This window comes from Silvibacterium acidisoli, from assembly GCA_022870745.1.
Taxonomy (GTDB): Bacteria; Acidobacteriota; Terriglobia; order Terriglobales; family Acidobacteriaceae; genus Silvibacterium.
Window position 1 is genome coordinate 952,942 of record CP085323.1, and the last position, 21,626, is coordinate 974,567.

A 21,626-nucleotide genomic window follows, 5' to 3' on the forward strand; every position below is an offset into this window, starting at 1 on the left:
GAACGGTACACATCAAGATGCCTACGGTCTGCCATCCTGTAGTTGAAGTTCAACCCGTTGGATCTGCTCCAATGCTTTAGTCCGTGCATCTTCGCCCTCCTCCGGTGCCTTCATTGATTTGACTGTTGCAGAAAGGCTCTCCACCGATTGCATAGCGTCGGCGTATCTTTGTTTGAAGGCCGCAAGCTCCTCTGCAGCATTCTCCGGGTGATACGTCAGGCGGTCGCCCGTCTGGCTGGCGAGGATGAGCGGATCGGGTGGAGCAGCAATCGGGTATAGATTATTCAGCTCGTCGTAGGCCATCTGGAGCCGCTGGAGCGAGCCGGCAAAACCATTCTGAATTGCAGAGTGATTCACGGATGCAGCGGAATGGTGCAGCCTGATCTCGACTGCCTGATGGACTGAAAACTCGGGCGTACGAATAACCGTAGTCATCGTCTGCCCTTCAAAACGCCAGCCTGTGGCATTTTCATTTCGCCCGACAAAGTCAAGCTTTGTATTTCCAACTGTGACCGAATCAGGCGGCCAGCTTGCGGGCAAGCGGAGTTGATAACTTCTTTGCTCAGGCATTCCAGGATAGCTTCCCTTCACCGGGTCGATATGAACGACCAGATCTCCCTGATCCTGCTGCGTGTCGATCGTCGTCCAGGCAGCTACATCGTTCTTGTAATCCTCTGCATGGCCATCGTCTTCATACAGTGTGTAGGTCGATGCCTTATCGCTTGCAGGAGCGTAAGCCTCAATCAACAGCGGGTCTACAGGCTTCTGTCCCGTGTACTGCATGGGCGGCTGCATCGGAATGATTGCACCGGCCCGAACAAAAACCGGGATCTGGTCAATGGAGTAGCTTCGCTGCACTTCCATCGGACCGTGGAAGTGCTTCCCTGTCCAACGCTCGATCCAGTCACCTTCGGGGATCCACAACTTCACCACAGCCAGCTGTGTCTTCGGGTCGGCTGAAGTGACCACGGGCGCCACGATCATCTGACTTCCGAACATATATTCACTCTTGCTTTCGTATGCAGCGTTTTCCTCTGGCCACTCATAATAGAGCGGGTGCAGAAACGCTACTCCAGAATCATAGGTATGACGTGCCTCCGTGTAGAGGTAGGGCTCCATTGCATAACGAAGATGGAACGCGCTCTTCATTATGTCGGAGTATGGTTCCGGATATGCCCAGATCCGGCGTTCCGCGCTTGCATTCTTGGTCGTATGTGTACGCAGGATAGGACTGAACACGCCGAACTGAATCCAGCGTGTGTACAGTTCCGGATCCACGGCTCCCGGCATGTGACCGCCAATGTCATGGCTCCAGTACGCATAGCCAACATTTGCCGCTGTTGCGGTGAACCATGGCTGAAACGCCAGCGAATCCCAGACTGAAACGGTATCCCCTGAAAAACCGATCTGATACCGGTGATTCCCTAAACCTCCCCAGCGGTGAAACAGCAGCGGTCGCCTGCCTTCACGCTCCTGATCGGTGAAGTGGACATAGTTGAGCCACCAGGTAGGGTTCAGGCCTGCCACCTTGGTCGTCTTCTCCTGCTGCCAGTCAAGCCACCAGAAGTCTATGCCCTGCTTCTCTAAGGGGTGATGCAGCAGGTCCATATAGTTTTGTGCGTACTTCTTGTCGGTGATATCGAATGGCACATATCGCTTCGTCGCCGGATCAATGCCCATCGCGCGCGCCATCTCGGGATATGGCTTTTCAAACGGCTGCACACCGGAGGCAGGATGAAGGTTCAGTGTTGCCTTCAGACCTTCCTCCTGCAAATGACCCAAAAACTCTTTCGGGTCGGGAAAGAGCAGAGGATTCCATGTATACCCTGACCAACCCAGGTTGTTCTCCGACTGATCGGTCTCATGCTTTGCTTCCAACTGAGCTTTGTTCAGATGCCAGTCCATGTCGATGACCAGCACATCGAGCGGTACATCGTTGTTGCGGAAACCGCTAACCAGGTTGTCGAGTTCCCGATCGCTGTATGCCCAGTAACGCGACCACCATGCCCCGAAAGCGAAGCGTGGCGGCAGAGGGATACGGCCTGCCACCTGCACATAGTCCTGCAGAGCCTGTTTGTAATTGTGACCGTATCCGAAGAAATACCAATCCTGCCGTTCCCCGGCGGCCCGCGGCATCACCCACGGCCACGGACTTTTCTCGCCTTGCTTGAACTCGAAATTCGTCGAGTCGAAGAGGTTTCTGTCCGAATCGTCCACCAGCGTCCAGCCGGCACGTGAGAGCAGCCCCTGCTCCATCGGAGATTTCAGGACACTGCCCCGGGCTCCGTCGAGCGTTCGTGTTGTGCCCAGCAGGTTCTTCGTATCCTCCATCCCCGGATGCCACTGGATTGAATTACCCTCGAATTTCAACGTGATCGTGAGGTTCTCGGGCGCAAAGCGGCCGTCCGATCCAGATGCAGGGTGATAGTCGAGATGCAGGGCGGAGGTATCCAACACGACTCTCGACTTCGAGTGATGCTGTGTAAACCTGGGTACGGGCATGCGCCGGTTGATAAACACCAGCGAGGCATGGTCTTCAAAATGTTTGTCCGCCGCCCACTCGAGGCGAATCATCTGAGGCGTCAGCACTGTAAACCGGGCGTGACCTGCTACAACCACAGCAGCAGGGTCAGCAACAGGGTTGTCTGTCCCCGTAGCTTGTGCGGACGCGGACTGACAAGACGCAATAAGACCAGCGCAGAAAAAGATTCCCACCCGAAACAACGGCTGCACGTATTACCCCATTTCTCGTCAGTTTTGCCTGCTTCTCAAACTGCTCGCGAGTTGCAGAAATCAAGATTGTGGAATGCTTCGTGACAAGGCAAAGAGCATTCGCAGGCTTGCTATTCGTATTGTCCGTCAGCACGCCCGGATTTACGAACTGCCGGTGTAGCGAAAAGGCAAATCACAGGATCCTTTCCAGGTTGCGTCAGACGCGCTTGCTGCGTTTGGCGACGCCTACCGGTCCGGTGCTTTCACGCACTTTCAATTCCGGCTTTACCGTAAAGCAACGACCTTTGCGATCCACGTCTTCCTTTGTGTAGTTCAACGCTTTCAGGCATTCATCTGCCAGGCGCCTCCGTGGAATACGAATGGTGGTAAGCGCGGGCTGTAGAACTTCAGCCATGAGAACGTCATCGAGGCCGATGACAGAGACATCACCAGGAACGCTCAAGCCCAGTCGATGCAGTCCGCGGACGGCGCCGAAGGCCGTCATATCATTTGCCGTGAGAATGGCCGTCGGCTTGATGCGGCTTTTCATCAATGTAAACAAGGCCTGTTCTCCACCAGCGATGCGGTAGTCGCCGCCAGTTACCAACTCTTCCCGGTAGACAAGATCCGCCGCCTCAACCGCTTTCCGAAAGGCCTTCAGCCGATCGGCGGAGGTCTTCAAACCTTCGATGCCGCCAATAAAACCGAGCCGCTGATGTCCCAGCAGGCAAAGGTGCCGTACCGCCTCCAGGTATCCCGCATTGAAATCGACGGCGACGTCACTACAGCCTTCTTCCGCCACACGGCGATCTACTGTAACTAACGGGATGCGGTGGCGGAACAGTGCATCCACCTTTTCAGTATCAAACTCCGAGCCCATGAATACGACGCCGTCGACCTGTCTCATCAACATGCGGCGAACATTCTTCTCTAGCTTCTCTGGAGACTCCGAAACCGTGACCAGCACCTCATGGTCAATTTCCGTCATGAGTTCTTCAAATATGCCGAGAAACTCCGCGTAGAACGGATTCGTGATGTCAGGGATTACCAGTCCATAAGTCTTACTGCGTCCATACTTCAAAGTTGTCGCGGAAGGGTTGGGGATGAATTTCACATCCTCCAGGATCTTCCGCACCCGCGCTGCAGTCTTCTCACGGACCAGTGGCGACCCGTTGATGACACGGGAAACGGTAGCACTCGATACACCCGCTCGCCGGGCAATGTCCCGCATGTTCATAGCAACTACAAAACTATCTCAGTTCTGCCAACTTCTCTCGCTAAAAATACCGTTTGATACCGGTACCTTCTCCGCTATCCTCCCACATCTGTCTCTGCTGCCCTGCCCCCCTCGGGCTCGTTCAATTTACCAATGACGGTGAGGAGCCACCCTATGACATACAACACATAGCCGGCAATCGTGAAACCCTGCAAAAAACGATCTCCTGACTGCTCAGCCTGCCTGGCAACCGAGACCGCCTCTAACGCAAAGGCAGGGACCGCTTGCGCAAACAGGGTAACGTCCTTGTGAAACTTTTCCAGGTGCGAGATTTGATCTGGACTCAACGGCCGGGCGTTATCGTCCGTCGAGTTCGGCAGGGAACCCACGTTTTCCCGGTCGGAGTTAATTGCAGTTTGCGCATCCCTGGCTACTTTCCTCAATCCCTCGGTCTTCTTACTGTGAGGGACAGCGCCAAAGATTTCATCAGCATCGTAGAGCTCGCTGTCTAACAACATCGACACACGCATGTCAGCGGCGAGACCAGCGCGCGCTTGTAAAATATCGTTCGGCCGCTGCGCGAAGGTTTGCGTGGAGATCCGATCTCCGTTTCCAGTCCAGGCTGTATCAGCAATTCTGTTTGAAAGCTCAATAAGCCTTGCACAGTCGTCGCTTGTCGCCTCAACCGCCCTGATGCCGGCCAGAAGGTTTTTCTCTCTCTCCGAAAGGTATTCCTTTACCGAGAACGTGACGAACAGGATGGTGGCGCCCCACACAGAGACACCTCGATAGTGCCTTTTGAAATATCCCTTCAACCGATCTTTTCTTAAGACCGCATCCATTACCGATCTCCGCTACGGGATTCGGGCCTACCCAGGATTCCCTGCCTTCAAGTGCAAGCTTCTCGCCGTCTTCAGCATGCAGTTCGAAAAAACCATCGCGCCGTGAGGACGAAACTATACACCTTTCAAGCGCACAACGAATGCCCGTTGCCAGCTCTTCACCTCTCGCAATGACGAAAAAACAGGCCTGTAAGGCCATGCAACTGTCTGCCTGGATCTACTGTGGAAACACCCGTGACATCGTGCCGAGCATCCAGTACCAGCCCTCAAGTGCCAATGTAGGGAATATATCCGCCAAACAATCGGCTCTTCGTTGAACTTTGTAATCGAAGGGAATTCAAGCTGATAGGTTTGGATTACCAGTCAGGGATACGAAATATGAACGCATCGATTACAGACAGGCACAGTGCAAGCCTTGAGCACAAGCTTCGTAGTCTCGATTCTTTTGAAGAGTTCTTCTTTTACATGGAGCAGGTTTCTCCCGCACTGCATTGCCAGATGGTTCACTTCACCGGTTCAGTTGAGGAGGGGCGATGGAGAAAGGCATGGGAGGACCTTCATTTTTATCACCCCTTGCTGCATACCCAACTTTGCAAAGAACCAGGTGAGCGTCCTTGCTTCGTTAGAAGCAAGGGACTGGCTCCCATCTCCGTCATCGATTCGCACCCGATCCAGCAGATGACTACATTTCTTGAGGCCGAACTGGCCAAGCCCTTTCAGTTCAGAGAAGGCCCATTGGTTCGCGCAGCGATTATCCGCGGACCAAACGAGAGTCTCGTGGCCGTTCTCGCTCACCACAGCTTGTACGACGGGATGGGATCTCTACTTCTGTTACAGGATTTGCTTCGCGCCGCCAGTGGTGCTTCCAGGCATTCGTCGGTCGGAGCATGGACCTCACTGCGCGACGCCGTTGGCAGCCCAGACCGCGGGGGATATCGAAAAGTGTTGGGCGACGCTGAGTGGGAAAAGCAAAACGATTACGAAACAGTGGATACTCGCGTGTACACGCGGTATCTCAAGCTCAGCAGCGAACTGACTTCAGGCATTGAGCAACGAGCTCGAGTAGAGGGAACCACGCCGCACGGTGCCCTGATGGCAGCCATGCAACTGGCAGGGGGCCGAACTCGCGCCGAATGGCTTAGAGATGGGTTGTATTGCAACACACCGCACGATGTCAGGCGAGCCCTTCCCAATGCGAACAACCTGCCCGGGATGCTCACCATTCCGCTGATCACCTTCCTGCGGCCGGCCGGGGATCGTCCCTTCTGGGAAATGGCTCGGGAATATCGTGCCGATCTAGCTCAGCCCCGTAGCGCAGAGGCTAGACTAGCCTTCGTCCGTCAGATGGACGAACTTACAACGGATGAGCAGACTCCCGCTGCATTCTTGCAGCGGTTGATAAAAAGCCCGATACAGTACGAACTAATGATTACGGACTTTGCTGCATACCGCCCGGTTGTCGATTATGGCGATCTTCACTTGAAGGCCATTGCCACAGGAAATAACGGAGGCGCGACGCAGACGCAGACGATCGGCGTCTGCACCCTGGATGGATCGATGAATCTGACACAAATCAGCAAACAGCCTATTGAACATTTACTCGAGAGCGCCCGAGAGATTCTGTCCAAGGCCTGCTCTTAGCCTGTCCTCGATCGACTGAAAAACGCGACTTCAGCTTTACGGACAGAGACGCAGCGCGCTCAATACACACAGCTAAGAGATCGAAGTTGTTTCCCCTCCGAAGAGATTAGAACGGCAGCATGAGAAGCGACATAATCCAAAGCCGGCTAGTTTTTCCCCAGAACCACCAGGACTTTGGCGACTGCTGAGCCCAGCCTTCGAAGCCTGTGCTGCAGTGCGGCGTCGTAGGTTGCACAATCTCCAACACTCAGAGTGATCAACTGATCTGCAACGGCTACCTCGACTCGTCCTTGAAGAACATAGAGAAATTCCTGTCCGACGTGGTCAGGAACATCATGATCCAGAAAGGTACGCCCCGGCACAACAATGTACGAAGCAAGAGGACGCGACGCTGATCCAGCGATGAGCGCCTCGATGAGATAAGTACCCGCATCTCCCGTGGTAATTCTCTCCGACTGGCGGACGACTGTGATCTCGTGTTCGTTCGCCTTTTCGCCGAACAACTCCGCCATCCCAACCCGGAGCGCTCTCGCAATCGCTTCGAGCGTCGCAAGCGATGGCGCTTTCTCGCCGGTTTCGATTCGAGAAAGATGCCCTTTATGTATACCGACTGATCCGGCTAGCGCCTCCAGCGTCAAACCGTTCTTTCGTCGAAGATGGCGAATTCTGCTGGGAACTGACATGAGCTTAGTATCGCCCAGATGGGCATCGGACAAAATAACGCCCTATGGACAACTTGTTGTCCATAGGGCTATCGTCTGTAGAGAACGCTTCGGTAAAGCGAATTTGCAGGAGATGAACATGCCAGGTTATGTAGTTCAAAGCGTGCCGGACTCAGTTGGAGAAATAGACTACCAGGGCGCAGATCCAGGGCAGGCATCCGAATGGCTGGAGGCCCTGGACCAGGTGATTGCCGCAGACGGCCCACGTGAGGCCGTTTTGCTGCTTGAAGCGCTACTGCGGCATGCTGGCTCGGCCGGCGTGTCCAGGTTGAGCGCAGGCGTTCGTCCTTATGTGAATACCATCGCTCGCGCCCAGGAGGTCGACTATCCGGGCAATCAACGCATTGAAGAAAATATTGAAAATCTCATCCGCTACAACGCCCTTGCCATGGTGGCTCGCGCGAATAAGCACGACGAGAACATCGGCGGACATATGTCCTCCTTCGCGTCACTGGCGACACTTCTAGAGGTAGGCTTCAATCATTTCTTTCGCGGTTCAGTGCAGGGTGCGGCAGGAGATCTGGTTTACTTCCAGGGACATTCTTCACCGGGAATCTACGCCCGAGCCTATCTGGAAGGCAGGCTCACGGCGGAGCACCTGCACAACTTCCGGCACGAGCTCCGTGACCACCCCGGACTATCCTCGTACCCTCATCCGTGGCTGATGCCCGACTTCTGGCAGTTCCCGACGGTCTCGATGGGCCTCGGCCCGATCAATGCGATCTATCAGGCCCGCTTCATCAAGTATCTCGAAAATCGAGGCATTATCCCTGCTTCGAATCGTAAGGTCTGGGCATTTCTAGGCGATGGCGAGCAGGACGAGCCTGAGTCGCGCGGCGCTCTCACCGTCGCCAGCCGTGAAGGGCTGGACAATCTCATCTTCGTGATTAATTGCAACCTGCAGCGCCTCGATGGCCCCGTGCGGGGTAATGGGAGGATCATCGATGAGCTTGAAGCAAACTTCCTCGGTGCAGGCTGGAATGTCATCAAGTGCCTGTGGGGTAGCAGGTGGGACGATCTGCTTGCTCAAGACCGTACAGGACTTCTGCGTCAGCGCATGGCGGAATGCGTCGATGGTGAGTACCAGGCGTTCAAAGCCCTGGGCGGCGCCTATCTTCGCGAACATTTCTTCGGCAAGTATCCTGAGCTGCTGCAATCAGTGGAACACCTGACGGACGACGAACTCGCTGCGCTGAACAGGGGAGGCCACGATCGGGTCAAGGTCTACAACGCATATAAGCAGGCGTACGAACACCCTGGCGGCCCGACCGTGATTCTCGTGAAGACTATCAAGGGATACGGTCTGGGCGATGCGGCCGAAGGACGTAATTTCGCACACAACGCCAAGAAGCTGAAGGACAGTCAACTCGCATACGTGGTCAATCGATTTTCCATGAACCTCCCCAATGAGAAGATAGACAATCTCGACCTTCACCATCCGGGTGCGCAAAGCGAGGAAATCCAGTATCTGCGAGAGCGGAGAGAGCGCCTCGGCGGTTATATCCCGAGCCGCGACGCGCACAAAGAAATCGCTTTCACTGCGCCGCCACTCAGCATTTTCGATGGTGTTCTGGAGGGGACCAAAGGACGCGCAGCCTCGACGACATCCGGCTTCAATGCTGTTCTCAATGCATTGCTTAAGCAGAAAGATATCGCACAGTACATCGTGCCGATCATTCCAGACGAAGGACGCACCTTCGGCATGGAATCTCTGTTTCGCCAGATCGGCATATACGCATCGCACGGCCAACTCTACACGCCGGTCGATAGCAGCCAGTTCCTTTACTACCGCGAGTCGCAAGACGGTCAGCTTCTCGAAGAAGGAATTACGGAGGCCGGATCGATGGCGAGCTTCACTGCCGCTGGCACTGCGTACGCAAACTTTGGCGTGCCCATGATTCCCTTCTTTGTGTTCTATTCCATGTTCGGTTTTCAACGGATAGGCGACCTCGCTTGGGCATTTGGAGACGCGCGTGGCAAAGGATTCATGATCGGCGGAACCGCGGGACGAACCACACTCCTTGGAGAAGGACTTCAGCACGAAGACGGCCATAGCCATGTGCTGGCGAGCACCTTGCCGACTTGCGCAGCCTACGATCCGGCGTTCGCCTATGAAATTGCAGTCATCGTTCGTAACGGACTGTGGCGCATGTATGAAGCGAAAGAAGACATCTTCTACTACCTCACGGTCTATAACGAGAACTATGCTCAACCGCCGATGCCACCGGGAATTGAGGACGGGATTCTAAAGGGCCTTTACATGCTGAAGTCGGCCAAAAAAAATCAGGCAAAGGTCCAACTCTTCGGTTCTGGCCCAATCCTGAACGAGGCACTGCGCGCTCAGCAGATTCTGTCCGATCAATTTGGCATAGATGCAGATGTATGGAGTCTCACGAGCTTCAGCGAACTTCGCCGGAATGCTCTCTCATGTGACCGTTGGAACCGGCTTCATCCAGGTGCTCCCGCAAAGGTCCCCTATCTACTCCAGGTGCTTAGCGGGCACGACGGGCCAATCATCGCAGCCACCGATTACATGAAAATTGTCGTGGACGGCCTGGCTCCCTGGCTTAGCGGACGTTTGGTCGCTCTCGGAACGGATGGTTATGGCCGGAGCGAGAACCGCCAGCGTCTGCGTCGTCATTTTGAAATCGACGCTGAGAACATCGCCATCGCAGCGCTTTCCGCACTGGCCAAAGATGGCCATGTTTCCGCAGATCTTGTTGGGCAGGCAATTGCCTCTCTTGGCATCGATCCTGACAAACCGGATGCAGCTCATGCGTAACTCGATCCCCCAACGAGAACTCAGACCGGCGTGCCGCAGGACCTCGCCATTGGTTCGAAAATGGTTGCGCGTGTATGGGATCGATCCCGTTTACGTCAGGGTGCCTATCGACCAGGATCGCCTCTCAAAACTAGACGTCCAGCAGTTTATGGCCGAAGAGGGAGACGCGATACTACGCAACTCGGCTTCTCATAAGTAAGCGTTCTAACATTGATGGCAGCGATCTTCAGCGTGGCGTCTCAACCACCGCAAAGGAGCCTATGTCAGAACTCACTCCATGGTTCTCCCGAAGTTTTCCATTCCCGGTTTCCGTCGAACTCCTGCCTCATATCGCGAGCCGATTGCGAGGAACTCCAGTAAGGCTGGAGGCGCTTCTAAAGGATGTCGACTCCGAACGGTTGAAATCGAAGCAGCACGGGCAATGGTCGATCCAGGAACATGCCGGGCACTTGCTCGACATCGAGCCGCTTTGGCTCTCTCGTGTAGAGGACTTTGCAAACGGCGCATCGGAGCTTACGCCGACGGATCTACGAAACAGTAGAACTGATGAAGCCGATCACAATGCCAAATCCCTCGCCGCGATACTGCATGCGTTCAGCAGCGCGCGTGCGGCGCTGTTGCGCAGGATCGAAGATCCCACTGTCATTCAAATCTCGAAAAGCATTCAGCATCCGCGGCTGTGCGTTCCCATGGGCATCGCTGATCACTTGTACTTTGTCGCCGAGCACGACGATCACCATCTGGCGACAATACATTCACTGCTAACGCTGTAGGCGTTTCAGTTTTCGAGATTAAGGACCTTCACGTCATCCGGCCGGTTCGCCCCCCGATCACAGGCCGAAGCAGCAATTGCTTCGACAACAGTTGGTGAACTTGCCAAGAGGGCAACCAGTCTTGCGAGAATGCACCTATTCTCGACGGAACATGGCCAGAATTTCTTCCAGATCTGTAACAGTTCACGACCTTTCTCTCAGGAGCGCCACTGCGAGGAGTAGATTCAAGGAGTGGATCTTATCAATGGGCTAAAAACGTTCCTGCGTGTGGCGCAGACAGGATCTTTCTCCGCGGTAGCGAACGAACGCGGCGTAACTCAGCCGTCGGTCTCGCGCCAGGTGAGCGCGCTTGAAAAACATCTCGGAATGCTGCTTGTCCAGCGGAACACGCAAGCAGTGACACTGACCGAAGAAGGCCGCGATCTGCTGGAGCCTGCTCAGCGGCTCGTGGACGAGGCGGATGCTCTTCAATCAGCGATTGGCGAACGCCGGGGCAAGGCGGTCGGTTGCGTCAAAGTCGCCATGCCTGTTGCGCTTGGCTTATTTCTGAGCGAGCGGCTGAAGCCCCTGCTTCGCGAGCACGAAGACCTGACGATCGATATGGTACTGCGGGATGGCGCCAGCAACCTTGTGGAAGATGGACTCGATCTTGAAATCAGGCTTGGGCCGTTGGACGATTCATCGACGATCGCTCGGCTGATCGGGCATACGACTGCGTATCTGGTTGCGACGCCTACATATCTCGCAGCTCATCCACCGTTGCGTCACCCCGCGGACCTACAGCATCACGACTCCATTGTTCATCCACGCTGGGCGCTCGACTCGCGATGGTGGTTCAGCGATCCGGAAGAAGTGGGCTCGGAGATTGCAGTGCAGGTCAAGGCCCGCATTCAAACGAACAACGCAGCTGCGGTCTATCGCGCGACGCTTGCGAGTGAAGGCATCGCGGTCTTGTCACATTTGCTGGTGGCTGAAGATATTCGATCAGGAAGGCTGCGCCATCTTCTTCCGAAGTATCCGCCGCGGCGTTTTCCCATCTACCTTCTTTATCCCTCGAAGCGAATTCTGCCGCCGAGAACGCAGGTGTTCATGGAGTTTCTGACCACACTGATCAAGAACGATCCCCTGATGGCGCCGATCTCTTCCCCGAAGAGCGATTGATCTTCATACCAACGGTATGAGGTGCTATACGAGCGGTACACGCATCTCACGTGTCGTGCGTCACATCGTATTTCCGAATTCCAGCGGGATCTGGTGGTGACAAGCACTGTCACGGAGGCGATGATTGCGGCATAGAGTAGGCTTTGTTGGACTTGCGATCTTTTTGTTCGCATGCGTTGGCTGCGGAGGCAGTGGCATAGTCGGCAGCCAGCCAACAGGAACGAACCCACCTCCGTCGGCCGGCAACCAGCTCGGCCTGGACTTCGACGGGCTGCCACAACGGTTCGGCACCGACGATACGGAGTTTTCCAGAACACACGCGAAATGGCTCCGTGCCTTCTATGACGTGACAGCGGCCCTGAAGGCGGCCAACAGCTGCGACGTGACAGACGATCCGGAACTCAATGAGTTGAGGATGATCCATCAGACCTATGCAGACAAGTACAAGATTGTCTTCACACTGAAATATGATTTCACTGTCAATGGCACGAAGGAAGAGCCGCCTCTCAGCGGGCCGCAATATGACGCAGTCGTCGCATGCACGAACACCGCCCTCGACTATGTCTACGGCAGCATCGATATCCTTGTATCGGGCAATGAGCCCTTCGAGACTAACCCCTTCTCCGATATGACGGTCGCGACCTTCTATCAGCAGATGACGGACAGTGACATCGCGTATCGTGCGAAGCAATCGACATCCGTTCCGATCTACGTTGGCGCATTCAACGATCTACAGCAACCCTATGCACAAACCGCCGCTGCGAAAGCGTTGCTCAGCTACGCCAACAGCAATCCATCTGTGGCCGGTATCGACCTGCATCTGCATGTTGCTTCGTTCAACGGCGACGACGGAGCCGAGAATGGTCGATTCAGCTCGCTGGATAGCGGCTTGGTGGGGGCAGTAAGCTTCGCGCGGACACAGGTGCCGTCAAAGACATTCATTAGCTCGGAATTCTCGTTGGTGAGCTACTTCCTGCCGTTCCTTAAGGACCCCATCAGCACGCAATTCAAGTCGAAGAGCCCGGCCTATGCGGCTGATGCCATGGCTTCTGTCGCCAATGACCCGCTCGGAAATCAGACCGTGCTCGGCTTCTACAACTACGCGGTGGCCCGGGGAAAATCCGGTAACCCGATCACCCACCAGGAATGGGTGGATTTTCTATCGATTGGCGATGCCGTGTCTCCGAACTGGTTCACAGACCGCTTCGTCGGCGATACCAATTTTCTGGCGCAGGCGCAGGACTTCTTTAACAAGAACAACTTCGTTGTGACGACCTATTCGCTGCCATACCAGCAAACCGGTCAGGTCAAAGGCAACAATCCGTCTGATCCGTACGCCACTCCGGTCTATTGGCTTGGGGCCTTATTCTGCAACGCAACGTGTCCCCAGGGGTCGATCAGCGGATCGAGCGGGACTGGTAATCAATTCTCGCTTGGGGTGGCCGATGACTTCATCGGCCTGCAGCCCGCGGGTGGATCCTGACAGGTCGAAGCAAGACGCGCGAACGTATACGAACGTCTTTACTCTGCGCCGAGCAGCACCGACCTCTTGCGCAATAAGCAAAACCTTTTCAGGGAGACAATCTTGACGAACAACGAGTTCACGCTGAAGCCCAGCGGTAGACTGAGGGCAAATTTTCTGCTGATTGCGGCGATCATTTTTGCAAGCTCGCTCGCGCTACTGGGATGCGGCTCGTCATCGAGCACAACCTCACCTTCAGGCGGTACAGGGCCTTCTTCCTCGCAGATCAGCATTCAGCCAATGACGAACGTGAACGTCAGTGCCGGAACCGGCTATTTTCAAGATCCATACCCGATCCACACGACTTCTTCGAGCACATCATCCGGACTTCCGACGTTCAGCGGAACGACACAGCAACTGCTTTCCTGCTCAGGTTCGCTTCAACCGGCCTGCTTCACCTCCACGCGAATCACCCTGGACCCGGGTCCTTTCACCACGAAGACGCAAGCTGCCGGTTCCTCGATCAACAACTTTGAAGGCCTCAATATCTATCAGGACAGCAGCGGCGCATGGCAGATGGCCGTGACAGCTCACCTTACCAACTCATCGACGAGTTGGAACGTCATTCTCCATGCTCAACCGAAGGGAGCCTTTTCGGGCATACCAACGTCCTGGATCGCGGACGCGCTGCTCGTTGGCTCGCTGAGCACGCCTGATACAGATGATTACGATGGGAAATACTTCGAAGACTCCGGCACGCTGTACCTGACCTACAACAAGAATGTGGGCAAGGATCAGGACGGCGTTGTGGCCCAGGCGATGGTGTCGGCATCCGTGCCGGCTATGAGCAGCCCCGTGCCACTATTGGGGCCTGAAACCAGCGATGGAGGATATAACTCCGAGTACGCTGATGGCTTGAACTCTTCCAGCTCCGTCAAACTGATCGAAACCGGAAACATCACAAAGATCCAGGGCAAGTATGTGATGACGTATTCGGATGGAACCTATAACCGGCCTGACTACAAGGCCGGCATTGCCTGGTCCGATACCTTCCTGCCGCAATCGGGCACTTACTACCAGAGGGTGCAAAAAATCGACACCGCGGGAGTCTGGGGACAGCCGAATCACGCCGAGGTGCAGTACCTGCTGCAGTCGCAGATCGCTCAGTGGCCAAACTATGTGGCGAGCCAGGTGCTGGCGCCCGGCGTCCCAGCGATCATCACCGATGCGAACGGGGACTACTATCTTAGCTTTGCAGGCTACGATCCCTCAGATGCTCCCACCGATTCAAGCGGACTCTACCAGGGCACTCACCGCCGGCCGTATTACATCAAGCTTCAGGTGCAAATCCCATCGGGGGCAACAGTCTCGGATACCTCACCGCAAGACCTCGTGAACTGGCTACAACCCGTTACCGGCTCATAAAGAATCCAGCACTCCCCAGACGACAGCGCCTGGCTTCGCAGCAGTGCGGCTGTGAGGTCCTGCGCCCAAACCACGCAATAGACGAAAGGATGTTTGCTCAATGGATCTTCATTTGACCGGCAAGTGTGCCCTCATCACCGGTAGCACCAGCGGCATCGGTAAGCAAACGGCGAAATTACTCGCGGCAGAGGGAGCCAGCGTCATCATTCATGGTCGACGCAAGCCCGAAGCAGATCGTATCGTGCAAGAGATCGTCAGCGCAGGCGGAAGAGCGTTCGCAGCAATCGGCGAACTCGCAAGTGATGACCAGGTAGCAGAAGTGGTCAAGACTGCAACCGCTGCTTTCGGCGGTATCGATATCCTCGTGAACAACGCTGGGGCTTTCCCCATGAAACCATGGCTGCAGACAACGGCGAGCGATTGGACTGATCTCTATAACTCCAACGTCGGCTCCGTCGTTCGTCTGGTCACGCTGATCGCTCCGGCGATGGTCGAACGCAAATGGGGTCGCATCATCATGATTGGAAGCTATCTTGGTTCTATGCCCGGTTCTCCGGCCGCGAACTACGCGACCACAAAAACAGCCATGATCGCGCAGGCGGTTTCTCTTGCCCGGGAACTTGGCGGAACCGGCGTCACGGCCAATACCGTCAGCCCGGGACCCATTCGCACTCCTGGCATGGAAGGCCTTGCAAAGAAAATGGCCGCGGCACAAGGCCAAGAATATGACTTCGAAGCCTTCGAGCACGCCTACGTGGAACGAACCCGGCTGCCCGCAGGCAAGATAGGCGCACCAGCGGATATCGCGAATGCCGTTGCCTTTCTTTCAAGTCCGCTGGCTGACTTCATCACCGGGGCCAATCTGCGCGTAGATGGTGGAATGGTGCCGACGATCAATTGACCTGAGTGCGGTACGAACAGCGGGCCGGAGACCTTGAACCTGTGCAGGTCTCCCGCCGATCTGTGTACATGCCAACTTTGCCATGGAGGAGCGGCGACGGACTCGAATATAGACTGTCCAGGTAGGCCGCCAGTGGCCGTGGCTTACGCCGTCTCTTTCATATCCTGCCCTCAATCCCCAGCGTTATGTCCGGATGCTGATCGGCCACATTCTCCTCGCTCAAGTTGATCTCCTTTGCAAAATTGATGGATGGCCTACCGCTCTCTCTGACTGGTTTCTGAGTGACATCTATGGCCGTCTCTTCGCAAGACGCGATAGGATGGCCAGGGAACGCTACCCCTCCTGATCGGGGTCGTGCATCCTAATTTTTCCGGATTGAGACTTTAACATGCTGCGTTACGTCCGCCTGATGCTTACAGCATCCGTTGTGATTTCCGCGGGAGCGATCTCCCTTCTCGCGCAATCTGCTGCCAAACCTCCCATACGCGTTGCCATCGTTGGCCTTACACACGGCCATGTAAGAGGTTTCCTGCATACCCTGCCTGACAGTTCCAGCGCCAGGCTTGTCGCCATCGTCGAGCCTAACCAGCAACTAGCCGAGCAGTACCGCAATGAATACAAACTTGATCCGTCGCTCTTCTATACAGACGAAGAGACAATGATCAACAAGCTGCACCCGGATGCGGTCCTTGCTTACGGAACGATCGCGGAACATCGGAAAGTCATCGAAATCGCTGCGAGCCATGGCGTGAACAGCATGGTCGAAAAGCCATTGGCCACGACTGTCGAAGATGCCATCGCGATTCGCAACGCTGCGCAGGAACATCACGTGCAGGTCCTCGTGAATTACGAGACCACCTGGTACAACTCAAACGCTGAAGCCCTTCGCGAGGCCCGCGCTGGCAAGCTCGGCACCGTTCGAAAGATTCTGGTCCGTGACGGTCATGAAGGCCCGAAAGAGATTGGCGTTGGCCCCGAGTGGCTGCCGTGGCTAACCGACCCCAAGCAGAACGGTGCAGGAGCGCTCTTCGACTTTGGATGCTATGGCGCCGATCTGGCTACCGTCATCAACAAAGGTGCAACACCCTTGAGCGTTACCGCCTTTGCTCAAACGCACAAGCCGGATATCTACACGAAGACCGAGGACGACGCCACGGTGATTGTGGCCTATCCCGGCATGCAGGCCATTCTCATGCCGAGCTGGGACTGGAGCTTCGCAGTCAAGAACATGGAGGTTTATGGCAACGAAGGTGAGATCTTCACCGTCGGTCCCGGCAACATCGTGACACGATATAAGGGACAAAAGGTGGAATCTGCCATCTACCCTGCACCGGAACTCAGGCAGAACGAGAGCAACTCACTCGACTACCTCGCCGCGGTGCTGCACCACGAGATCGACCCCAAGGGAGATTTGTCCTCGCTTGAGACAAACATGATCGTCGTGCAGATTCTCGACGCTGCGCGCACCTCGATAGAGCAAGGTAAGACAGTGACTCTGAAACCATTGCCCTGAGAGTGTTGAATTGCAAAGACGGCAGCAATAGGGTATTGGTCTGCCGTCTGCTCTTCTTACGGATATGAGCGGCCTCGAGGCCGCTGTCGTACACAATAGAAACGTTACAGGCAATCTGGCCTCGGCAAGCACGGAGGCGATTTGGCGTTCATCAAGATCTCAACCGACGAGAAGCCCGCTTCTCGGGACTAGGCCTTAAGGGTCACTCTTGCTACAAAAATCGCCAAGCGCTTTATAAATCTAAGCGTCTTTAAGATGTGATGACCCACCGTCGAAGATTCCCCCACCGCAAGCTGCTGTTTGCCATATTGGCGTATGGTTTCTGCTTGTGCACTCTAAACCTGTGCGCTCAAAGTGCCGTGGGCACTTGGCAAGGATTGCTGCCTGGGGCCGTGAAGGAACGGCTTGTACTGATTATTACCCAAGACAGTAGAGGTTCTCTCTCTGCTCAACTCCTTGCCGTCGATCATGAACTCACAAACAAGTTGGACCCGATAACCTTCGAGCGCGGTACGCTTCGATTCAGTCTGCCCTCCTACGGGGCAACTTTCGAAGGTGCCCTTACGCCAAATGCACAAGCCATCAGAGGTATCTGGAAATGGAGCCCGGATGGAGCAGGAATTCCTCTCCAACTTGATCGCGCTACAGCAAAGACGAGCTGGGCTGTAGACCACACAATCCACAAAGCTACGCTCATAACCGTAGAGCCCGGAATCAGATTAGAGGTGCTGGATTGGGGCGGTTCAGGACGTCCACTGGTCCTGCTCTCGGGACTAGGCGACACCGCGCATGTCTTTGACGTGATCGCGCCCAAACTGGCGACGAAGTACCACGTCTATGGAATAACTAGAAGGGGGTTCGGCGCATCAGACTCGCCGCCGATGCTGTGGCAGAACTACGCTTCAGACCGACTCGGTGACGACGTTCTGTCTGTCATCAACCAGCTAAAGCTAAATCACCCAGTTTTGCTAGGGCATTCCATAGCCGGAGAAGAATTGAGTTCGATCGGAAGTCGGCATCCGGAAAGCGTGGCCGGTCTTATCTACCTGGAAGCAGGCTACCCTTACGCACTTTACGTTCACTCACCAAACAGCATTGCCGTCAGTTGGAGTGCTATGAGGCAGAAGGTTGACGCAATCAGCGATGCCACCACGCCACAAGAGAAGAAGAGACTGATCCACGAAATGCTCAATACGGATTTACCCGCGTACGGGGAATCCCTGAAACAAATGAGCGCTGCTCTGGAGACCGTACCCGATCAGAACCCTCCATCAGCGGAAACTCTACAAAGCCGTATGTTTCAAGCCACACAAGCCGTGCACGATGGCGCTCAGATCTATACCAAGATTACGTGTCCTCTGCTCGCAATCTTCAATGAGCCGTCTCCTCCGATTGTGGAGACGGATTCAGACGCTAAGGCCAAGGACAAAGCCGCACGCTTCGCAGTGAACCTGAAAGGGCTTCGCGAACAGGAAGATGCATTCAGGGCACTCGGTCAGAATGCACATGTCATTTTGATCAAAGACGCGAATCACTATATTTTCCGCTCGAACGAGGCGGAAGTTATTCATGACATTGATACGTTTATAGCCACACTTCCTTAGTGACGCTTTCAAGCGAACCGGTAGCGACAAGTCGGCTTCTCGGAAGTAATCTCAACTGGCGAGAACAGGCCAATGCGCTCCTTGAGTTGGAAAGCGGAACCGATCACTTCTGCGAAGCCTATTTCCCGATGCTTCCAGACCAGTGCGATAGCGTTCTGCCCGAGGCAGTTCGCTGATTGGGGCTGACACAGCAGCCATGCCTGCCGGAAACACCTCCCGCTGAAAGTACTCTCTGTTAGAACCCACACGACGACATTAAGTCCGTCCCCAAACATGCGTGCTGCCTGTAGAGGCGAGGCGTTCGGGCTCCAAGGTGCGTTGGCGCAATCTCGTGTGACCTATAGATCACCAAAGAAGCCGTACTCGAGGTTCAAGCGTTGAGCAAGTAGGCCAATGCTTGGCATCCCTTTGATCGGTGCGATCGAAAATGGAACACGAGTTATCGAGAGCGTAATCACTATGCAATACAATGAGCGGTGTCTTTCAAGCTTGTCTCGCCGCATGGCTTAGCTCAATTCGCGGTCCAGCAACAGCAATGGCTGGGCGTCGATCTCCACTGCGTCACGCAGAACATCTTCGCTAAGAAGTCGTGGCAAAGTTTCGCGTCGGATCAGGCTACAGTTTCAGTCATCCTTCGCCAAGGCGGTGCGGGGTTCTGCGAGCCAAGGAAGAGAATCAATGCTCCTCTCGCCCGCACACGCTATGATGCAGGACATTCCCTTTACATCCCACCCCATGCAGAGATTTGGGGCTTCGGTGATTCCACAAGTCTCGTTTGCGATCTGCGTGCGCGCTTTCAGCTGCCCGCGGTGGAAGCCATGCTGGGGGATCAATTTGACAGACACAAATGGAGTGAACCAGTTCTCCTGGTCTACGACGAGCGGGTTCGTAAAATAGCCGCTCTCCTTTGGGACGAGTGCCACGCACCGGCGGGTGGCTCTTCGCTTTGCGGCGAGAGCCTGACTACAGCCCTTATGGCCAGCTTCTTTACGGCAAGCCGTACCGTACAGGAATCCAGCCAAAGAGGCCTTTCACGGCCGATGCTGAAAAGAATCCTGGATTACATGGAAGCTAACCTTGCCCGGGAAATGCACCTGGACGAACTGGCGGCAGTGGTCGATTTATCGTGTTCTCACTTCGGCCGGGGCTTTAAGGCGTCCTTGGGTGTTTCACCGCATCAGTGGCTTATGCAACGAAGGATAGCTCTTGCTCAGGAGCTGCTTCTTCGCAGGGAAAACATCGCGGTAGCTGCTCAGATGGCTGGATTTGCAAACCAAAGTCACTTCACCAGAATCTTCCGAACAATCACAGGCACGACTCCGCGGCGGTGGCTTGACCAAGCTGATTGATGGCTGTGCAACACCAAAGTTGTTTTGGAACATTTTTAGTTACTTTGGGAGATACTTTCGCCTTCAGGTTTGATTCACTTAGCGTATCGCCAGAGAGCTAGTTCGAATCCCTGTGGCAAAACGTACATACAGCCAATCCACTAGCAAACCGGCGGTACTACGGTGTTCTCCATGACAAGAGCCGCAGTCTCCCACTAATGATGGGGCAAGAGCAGGAGCACGCTCGGACGGTGTATTCAAAACAATCTCGAGTGGTCGAGTAGAGTTAGCCAACATGCCAGATCAGCAGCAGGTGCGATAGGAGAAGCAATCATGAAGAACGAAACCGACCAAGCAGCCGCACCACCGTGGGATGCTTCTCTTGTAAATCTCACCTCCAAAGAACTCGCATCCGGCGTATTCGCCGTACTGCCAGACGACGTGTTCGATAAAGATCACGTGGCTACGACAGCCGGATTCGTGATCGGCGAGCGGGCAGTCTTGGTGATCGAGTCTATGCTCAACGGCGACCTCGCATCGCAGCTCATTGGCCTCGTGCGAAAGGAAACGAGCAAGCCCATCCGCTTCCTAGTGAACACGAGTTATCACGGAGATCACGCTTACGGGAATTATGTGTTCCCGGAAAGCACGGTCATCGTTCAACATCCCGCCACCAAACGATATATGGATGAGCACTTCGAAGACGATCGTAACTTCATGTTAGGACTCATGGGCAGAGGTAAAGGCATAGAACGCGTTCAATCGCGGAGCGCAGATATTGTGGTGCCTGAGATGATTACTGTCGATCTGGGTGGCCGAACGGTAGAAATACGGCACCTCGGGTTCGCACAGACCCCTGGAGATCTCGTCGTCTGGGCTCCCGATGCAAAAGTGCTCTGGGTAGGCAATATGATTCAGGCGCCATCGCCCGCTCTTCCCTGGCTCTTGGAAGGCCGTCATCATGATGCGATAGAGACTCTTAGTCGCGTAAAGCAATTCCTTCCAGCGGACGCAACCATCATTCCTGGACATGGCAAGCCAATGCGTCCATCGGATATCGACTTCCCCCTCAACTATCTTCGGGAGCTCGACGGCTCGGTACGTAAAGCCCTCGATGAAGGCCGCTCGGCAGAGGAGGCTCAGGATGCAGTCGCGATGGCTCACTACGGGGACTACAGCCTCTTCGAGTGGGCGCACAAGACCGTCAACGTGCCTGCTGCTTACCGTCACCTGCAAAGCAAGACCGTGTAGACCCATCGGTGAAACGGAACGGCTGTAAGTCGGGTCATGTCAACTCGATCTCGAAGTCGCTCAGAGGTGGACATGAGCGCAACATCGAGTGACGAGCCTCTTTTCTTCAAAATGAAGATTAGGGAGCCATCCACGTCGAGGAGCCCTATGCCCGCGTGCCGGCGTTTTCTGACAGGTCGAGTCTCTCGTCAGACTCGCTCGTAAGTGTGCCACGAGAAGAACCATTGTAGCCAACGGAGATCTTCACGCGGATGGGCAGGGTCTCAAGGTCCTGCAGGATGACGCGGATATTG

Annotated in this window: 15 protein-coding genes; 11 read left to right on the top strand and 4 right to left on the bottom strand. The window is 55.1% G+C overall.

Going from position 1 to position 21,626, the window contains the following annotated elements:
• Positions 1–21: 21 nt before the first annotated feature.
• From LJD29_RS03970 to LJD29_RS03980, 3 genes are all read right to left on the bottom strand, one after another.
• Positions 22–2,574 carry a glycoside hydrolase family 31 protein gene (locus LJD29_RS03970; RefSeq protein WP_446744463.1) on the bottom strand — a complete coding sequence of 851 codons (2,553 nt, stop codon included), beginning with the start codon at positions 2,572–2,574 and terminating at the stop codon, positions 22–24.
• Between the two features lie 355 nt (positions 2,575–2,929).
• The gene (locus LJD29_RS03975; protein ID WP_446744464.1) at positions 2,930–3,949 is read right to left on the bottom strand and encodes a LacI family DNA-binding transcriptional regulator; all 1,020 of its coding nucleotides are present in this window, start codon (positions 3,947–3,949) and stop codon (positions 2,930–2,932) included.
• Positions 3,950–4,023: 74 nt separating this feature from the next.
• Positions 4,024–4,770 (bottom strand): hypothetical protein, encoded by a 747-nt coding sequence (locus LJD29_RS03980; RefSeq protein ID WP_446744465.1) that lies wholly within the window; start codon positions 4,768–4,770, stop codon positions 4,024–4,026.
• 378 nt (positions 4,771–5,148) lie between these two features.
• Between LJD29_RS03980 and LJD29_RS03985 the strand changes: the two genes are divergently transcribed.
• On the top strand, positions 5,149–6,411 hold the full coding sequence (locus LJD29_RS03985; RefSeq protein WP_446744466.1) for a condensation domain-containing protein: 1,263 nt from the start codon (positions 5,149–5,151) through the stop codon (positions 6,409–6,411).
• 146 nt (positions 6,412–6,557) lie between these two features.
• On the opposite strand, the gene LJD29_RS03990 is transcribed toward LJD29_RS03985, so the two are convergent.
• Positions 6,558–7,094: a helix-turn-helix domain-containing protein gene (locus tag LJD29_RS03990; protein WP_446744467.1), complete on the bottom strand. Its 537-nt coding sequence runs from the start codon at positions 7,092–7,094 to the stop codon at positions 6,558–6,560.
• 118 nt (positions 7,095–7,212) lie between these two features.
• Here LJD29_RS03990 and aceE point away from each other — a divergent pair, with 118 nt between their 5' ends.
• The 10 genes from aceE (at position 7,213) to LJD29_RS04040 (ending at position 21,333) form a co-directional block, all read left to right on the top strand.
• The gene (gene aceE / locus LJD29_RS03995; protein ID WP_446744468.1) at positions 7,213–9,915 is read left to right on the top strand and encodes a pyruvate dehydrogenase (acetyl-transferring), homodimeric type; all 2,703 of its coding nucleotides are present in this window, start codon (positions 7,213–7,215) and stop codon (positions 9,913–9,915) included.
• A 260-nt stretch (positions 9,916–10,175) separates the two neighbouring features.
• Positions 10,176–10,688 carry a DinB family protein gene (locus LJD29_RS04000; RefSeq protein WP_446744469.1) on the top strand — a complete coding sequence of 171 codons (513 nt, stop codon included), beginning with the start codon at positions 10,176–10,178 and terminating at the stop codon, positions 10,686–10,688.
• A gap of 231 nt (positions 10,689–10,919) precedes the next feature.
• Complete coding sequence (locus LJD29_RS04005) at positions 10,920–11,849, top strand: LysR family transcriptional regulator (RefSeq protein ID WP_446744470.1); 930 nt, start codon at positions 10,920–10,922, stop codon at positions 11,847–11,849.
• Between the two features lie 124 nt (positions 11,850–11,973).
• Complete coding sequence (locus LJD29_RS04010; RefSeq protein ID WP_446744471.1) at positions 11,974–13,332, top strand: hypothetical protein; 1,359 nt, start codon at positions 11,974–11,976, stop codon at positions 13,330–13,332.
• A gap of 102 nt (positions 13,333–13,434) precedes the next feature.
• Positions 13,435–14,736: a glycoside hydrolase family protein gene (locus tag LJD29_RS04015; protein ID WP_446744472.1), complete on the top strand. Its 1,302-nt coding sequence runs from the start codon at positions 13,435–13,437 to the stop codon at positions 14,734–14,736.
• A 100-nt stretch (positions 14,737–14,836) separates the two neighbouring features.
• On the top strand, positions 14,837–15,637 hold the full coding sequence (locus LJD29_RS04020) for an SDR family NAD(P)-dependent oxidoreductase (protein ID WP_446744473.1): 801 nt from the start codon (positions 14,837–14,839) through the stop codon (positions 15,635–15,637).
• A gap of 388 nt (positions 15,638–16,025) precedes the next feature.
• Positions 16,026–17,150, top strand: a complete 1,125-nt coding sequence (locus LJD29_RS04025) for a Gfo/Idh/MocA family protein (protein ID WP_446744474.1) — start codon at positions 16,026–16,028, stop codon at positions 17,148–17,150.
• A gap of 392 nt (positions 17,151–17,542) precedes the next feature.
• Positions 17,543–18,754: an alpha/beta fold hydrolase gene (locus LJD29_RS04030; protein ID WP_446744475.1), complete on the top strand. Its 1,212-nt coding sequence runs from the start codon at positions 17,543–17,545 to the stop codon at positions 18,752–18,754.
• A 476-nt stretch (positions 18,755–19,230) separates the two neighbouring features.
• Complete coding sequence (locus tag LJD29_RS04035) at positions 19,231–20,103, top strand: helix-turn-helix domain-containing protein (protein WP_446744476.1); 873 nt, start codon at positions 19,231–19,233, stop codon at positions 20,101–20,103.
• A 312-nt stretch (positions 20,104–20,415) separates the two neighbouring features.
• Complete coding sequence (locus LJD29_RS04040; RefSeq protein ID WP_446744477.1) at positions 20,416–21,333, top strand: MBL fold metallo-hydrolase; 918 nt, start codon at positions 20,416–20,418, stop codon at positions 21,331–21,333.
• Positions 21,334–21,626: the final 293 nt, after the last annotated feature.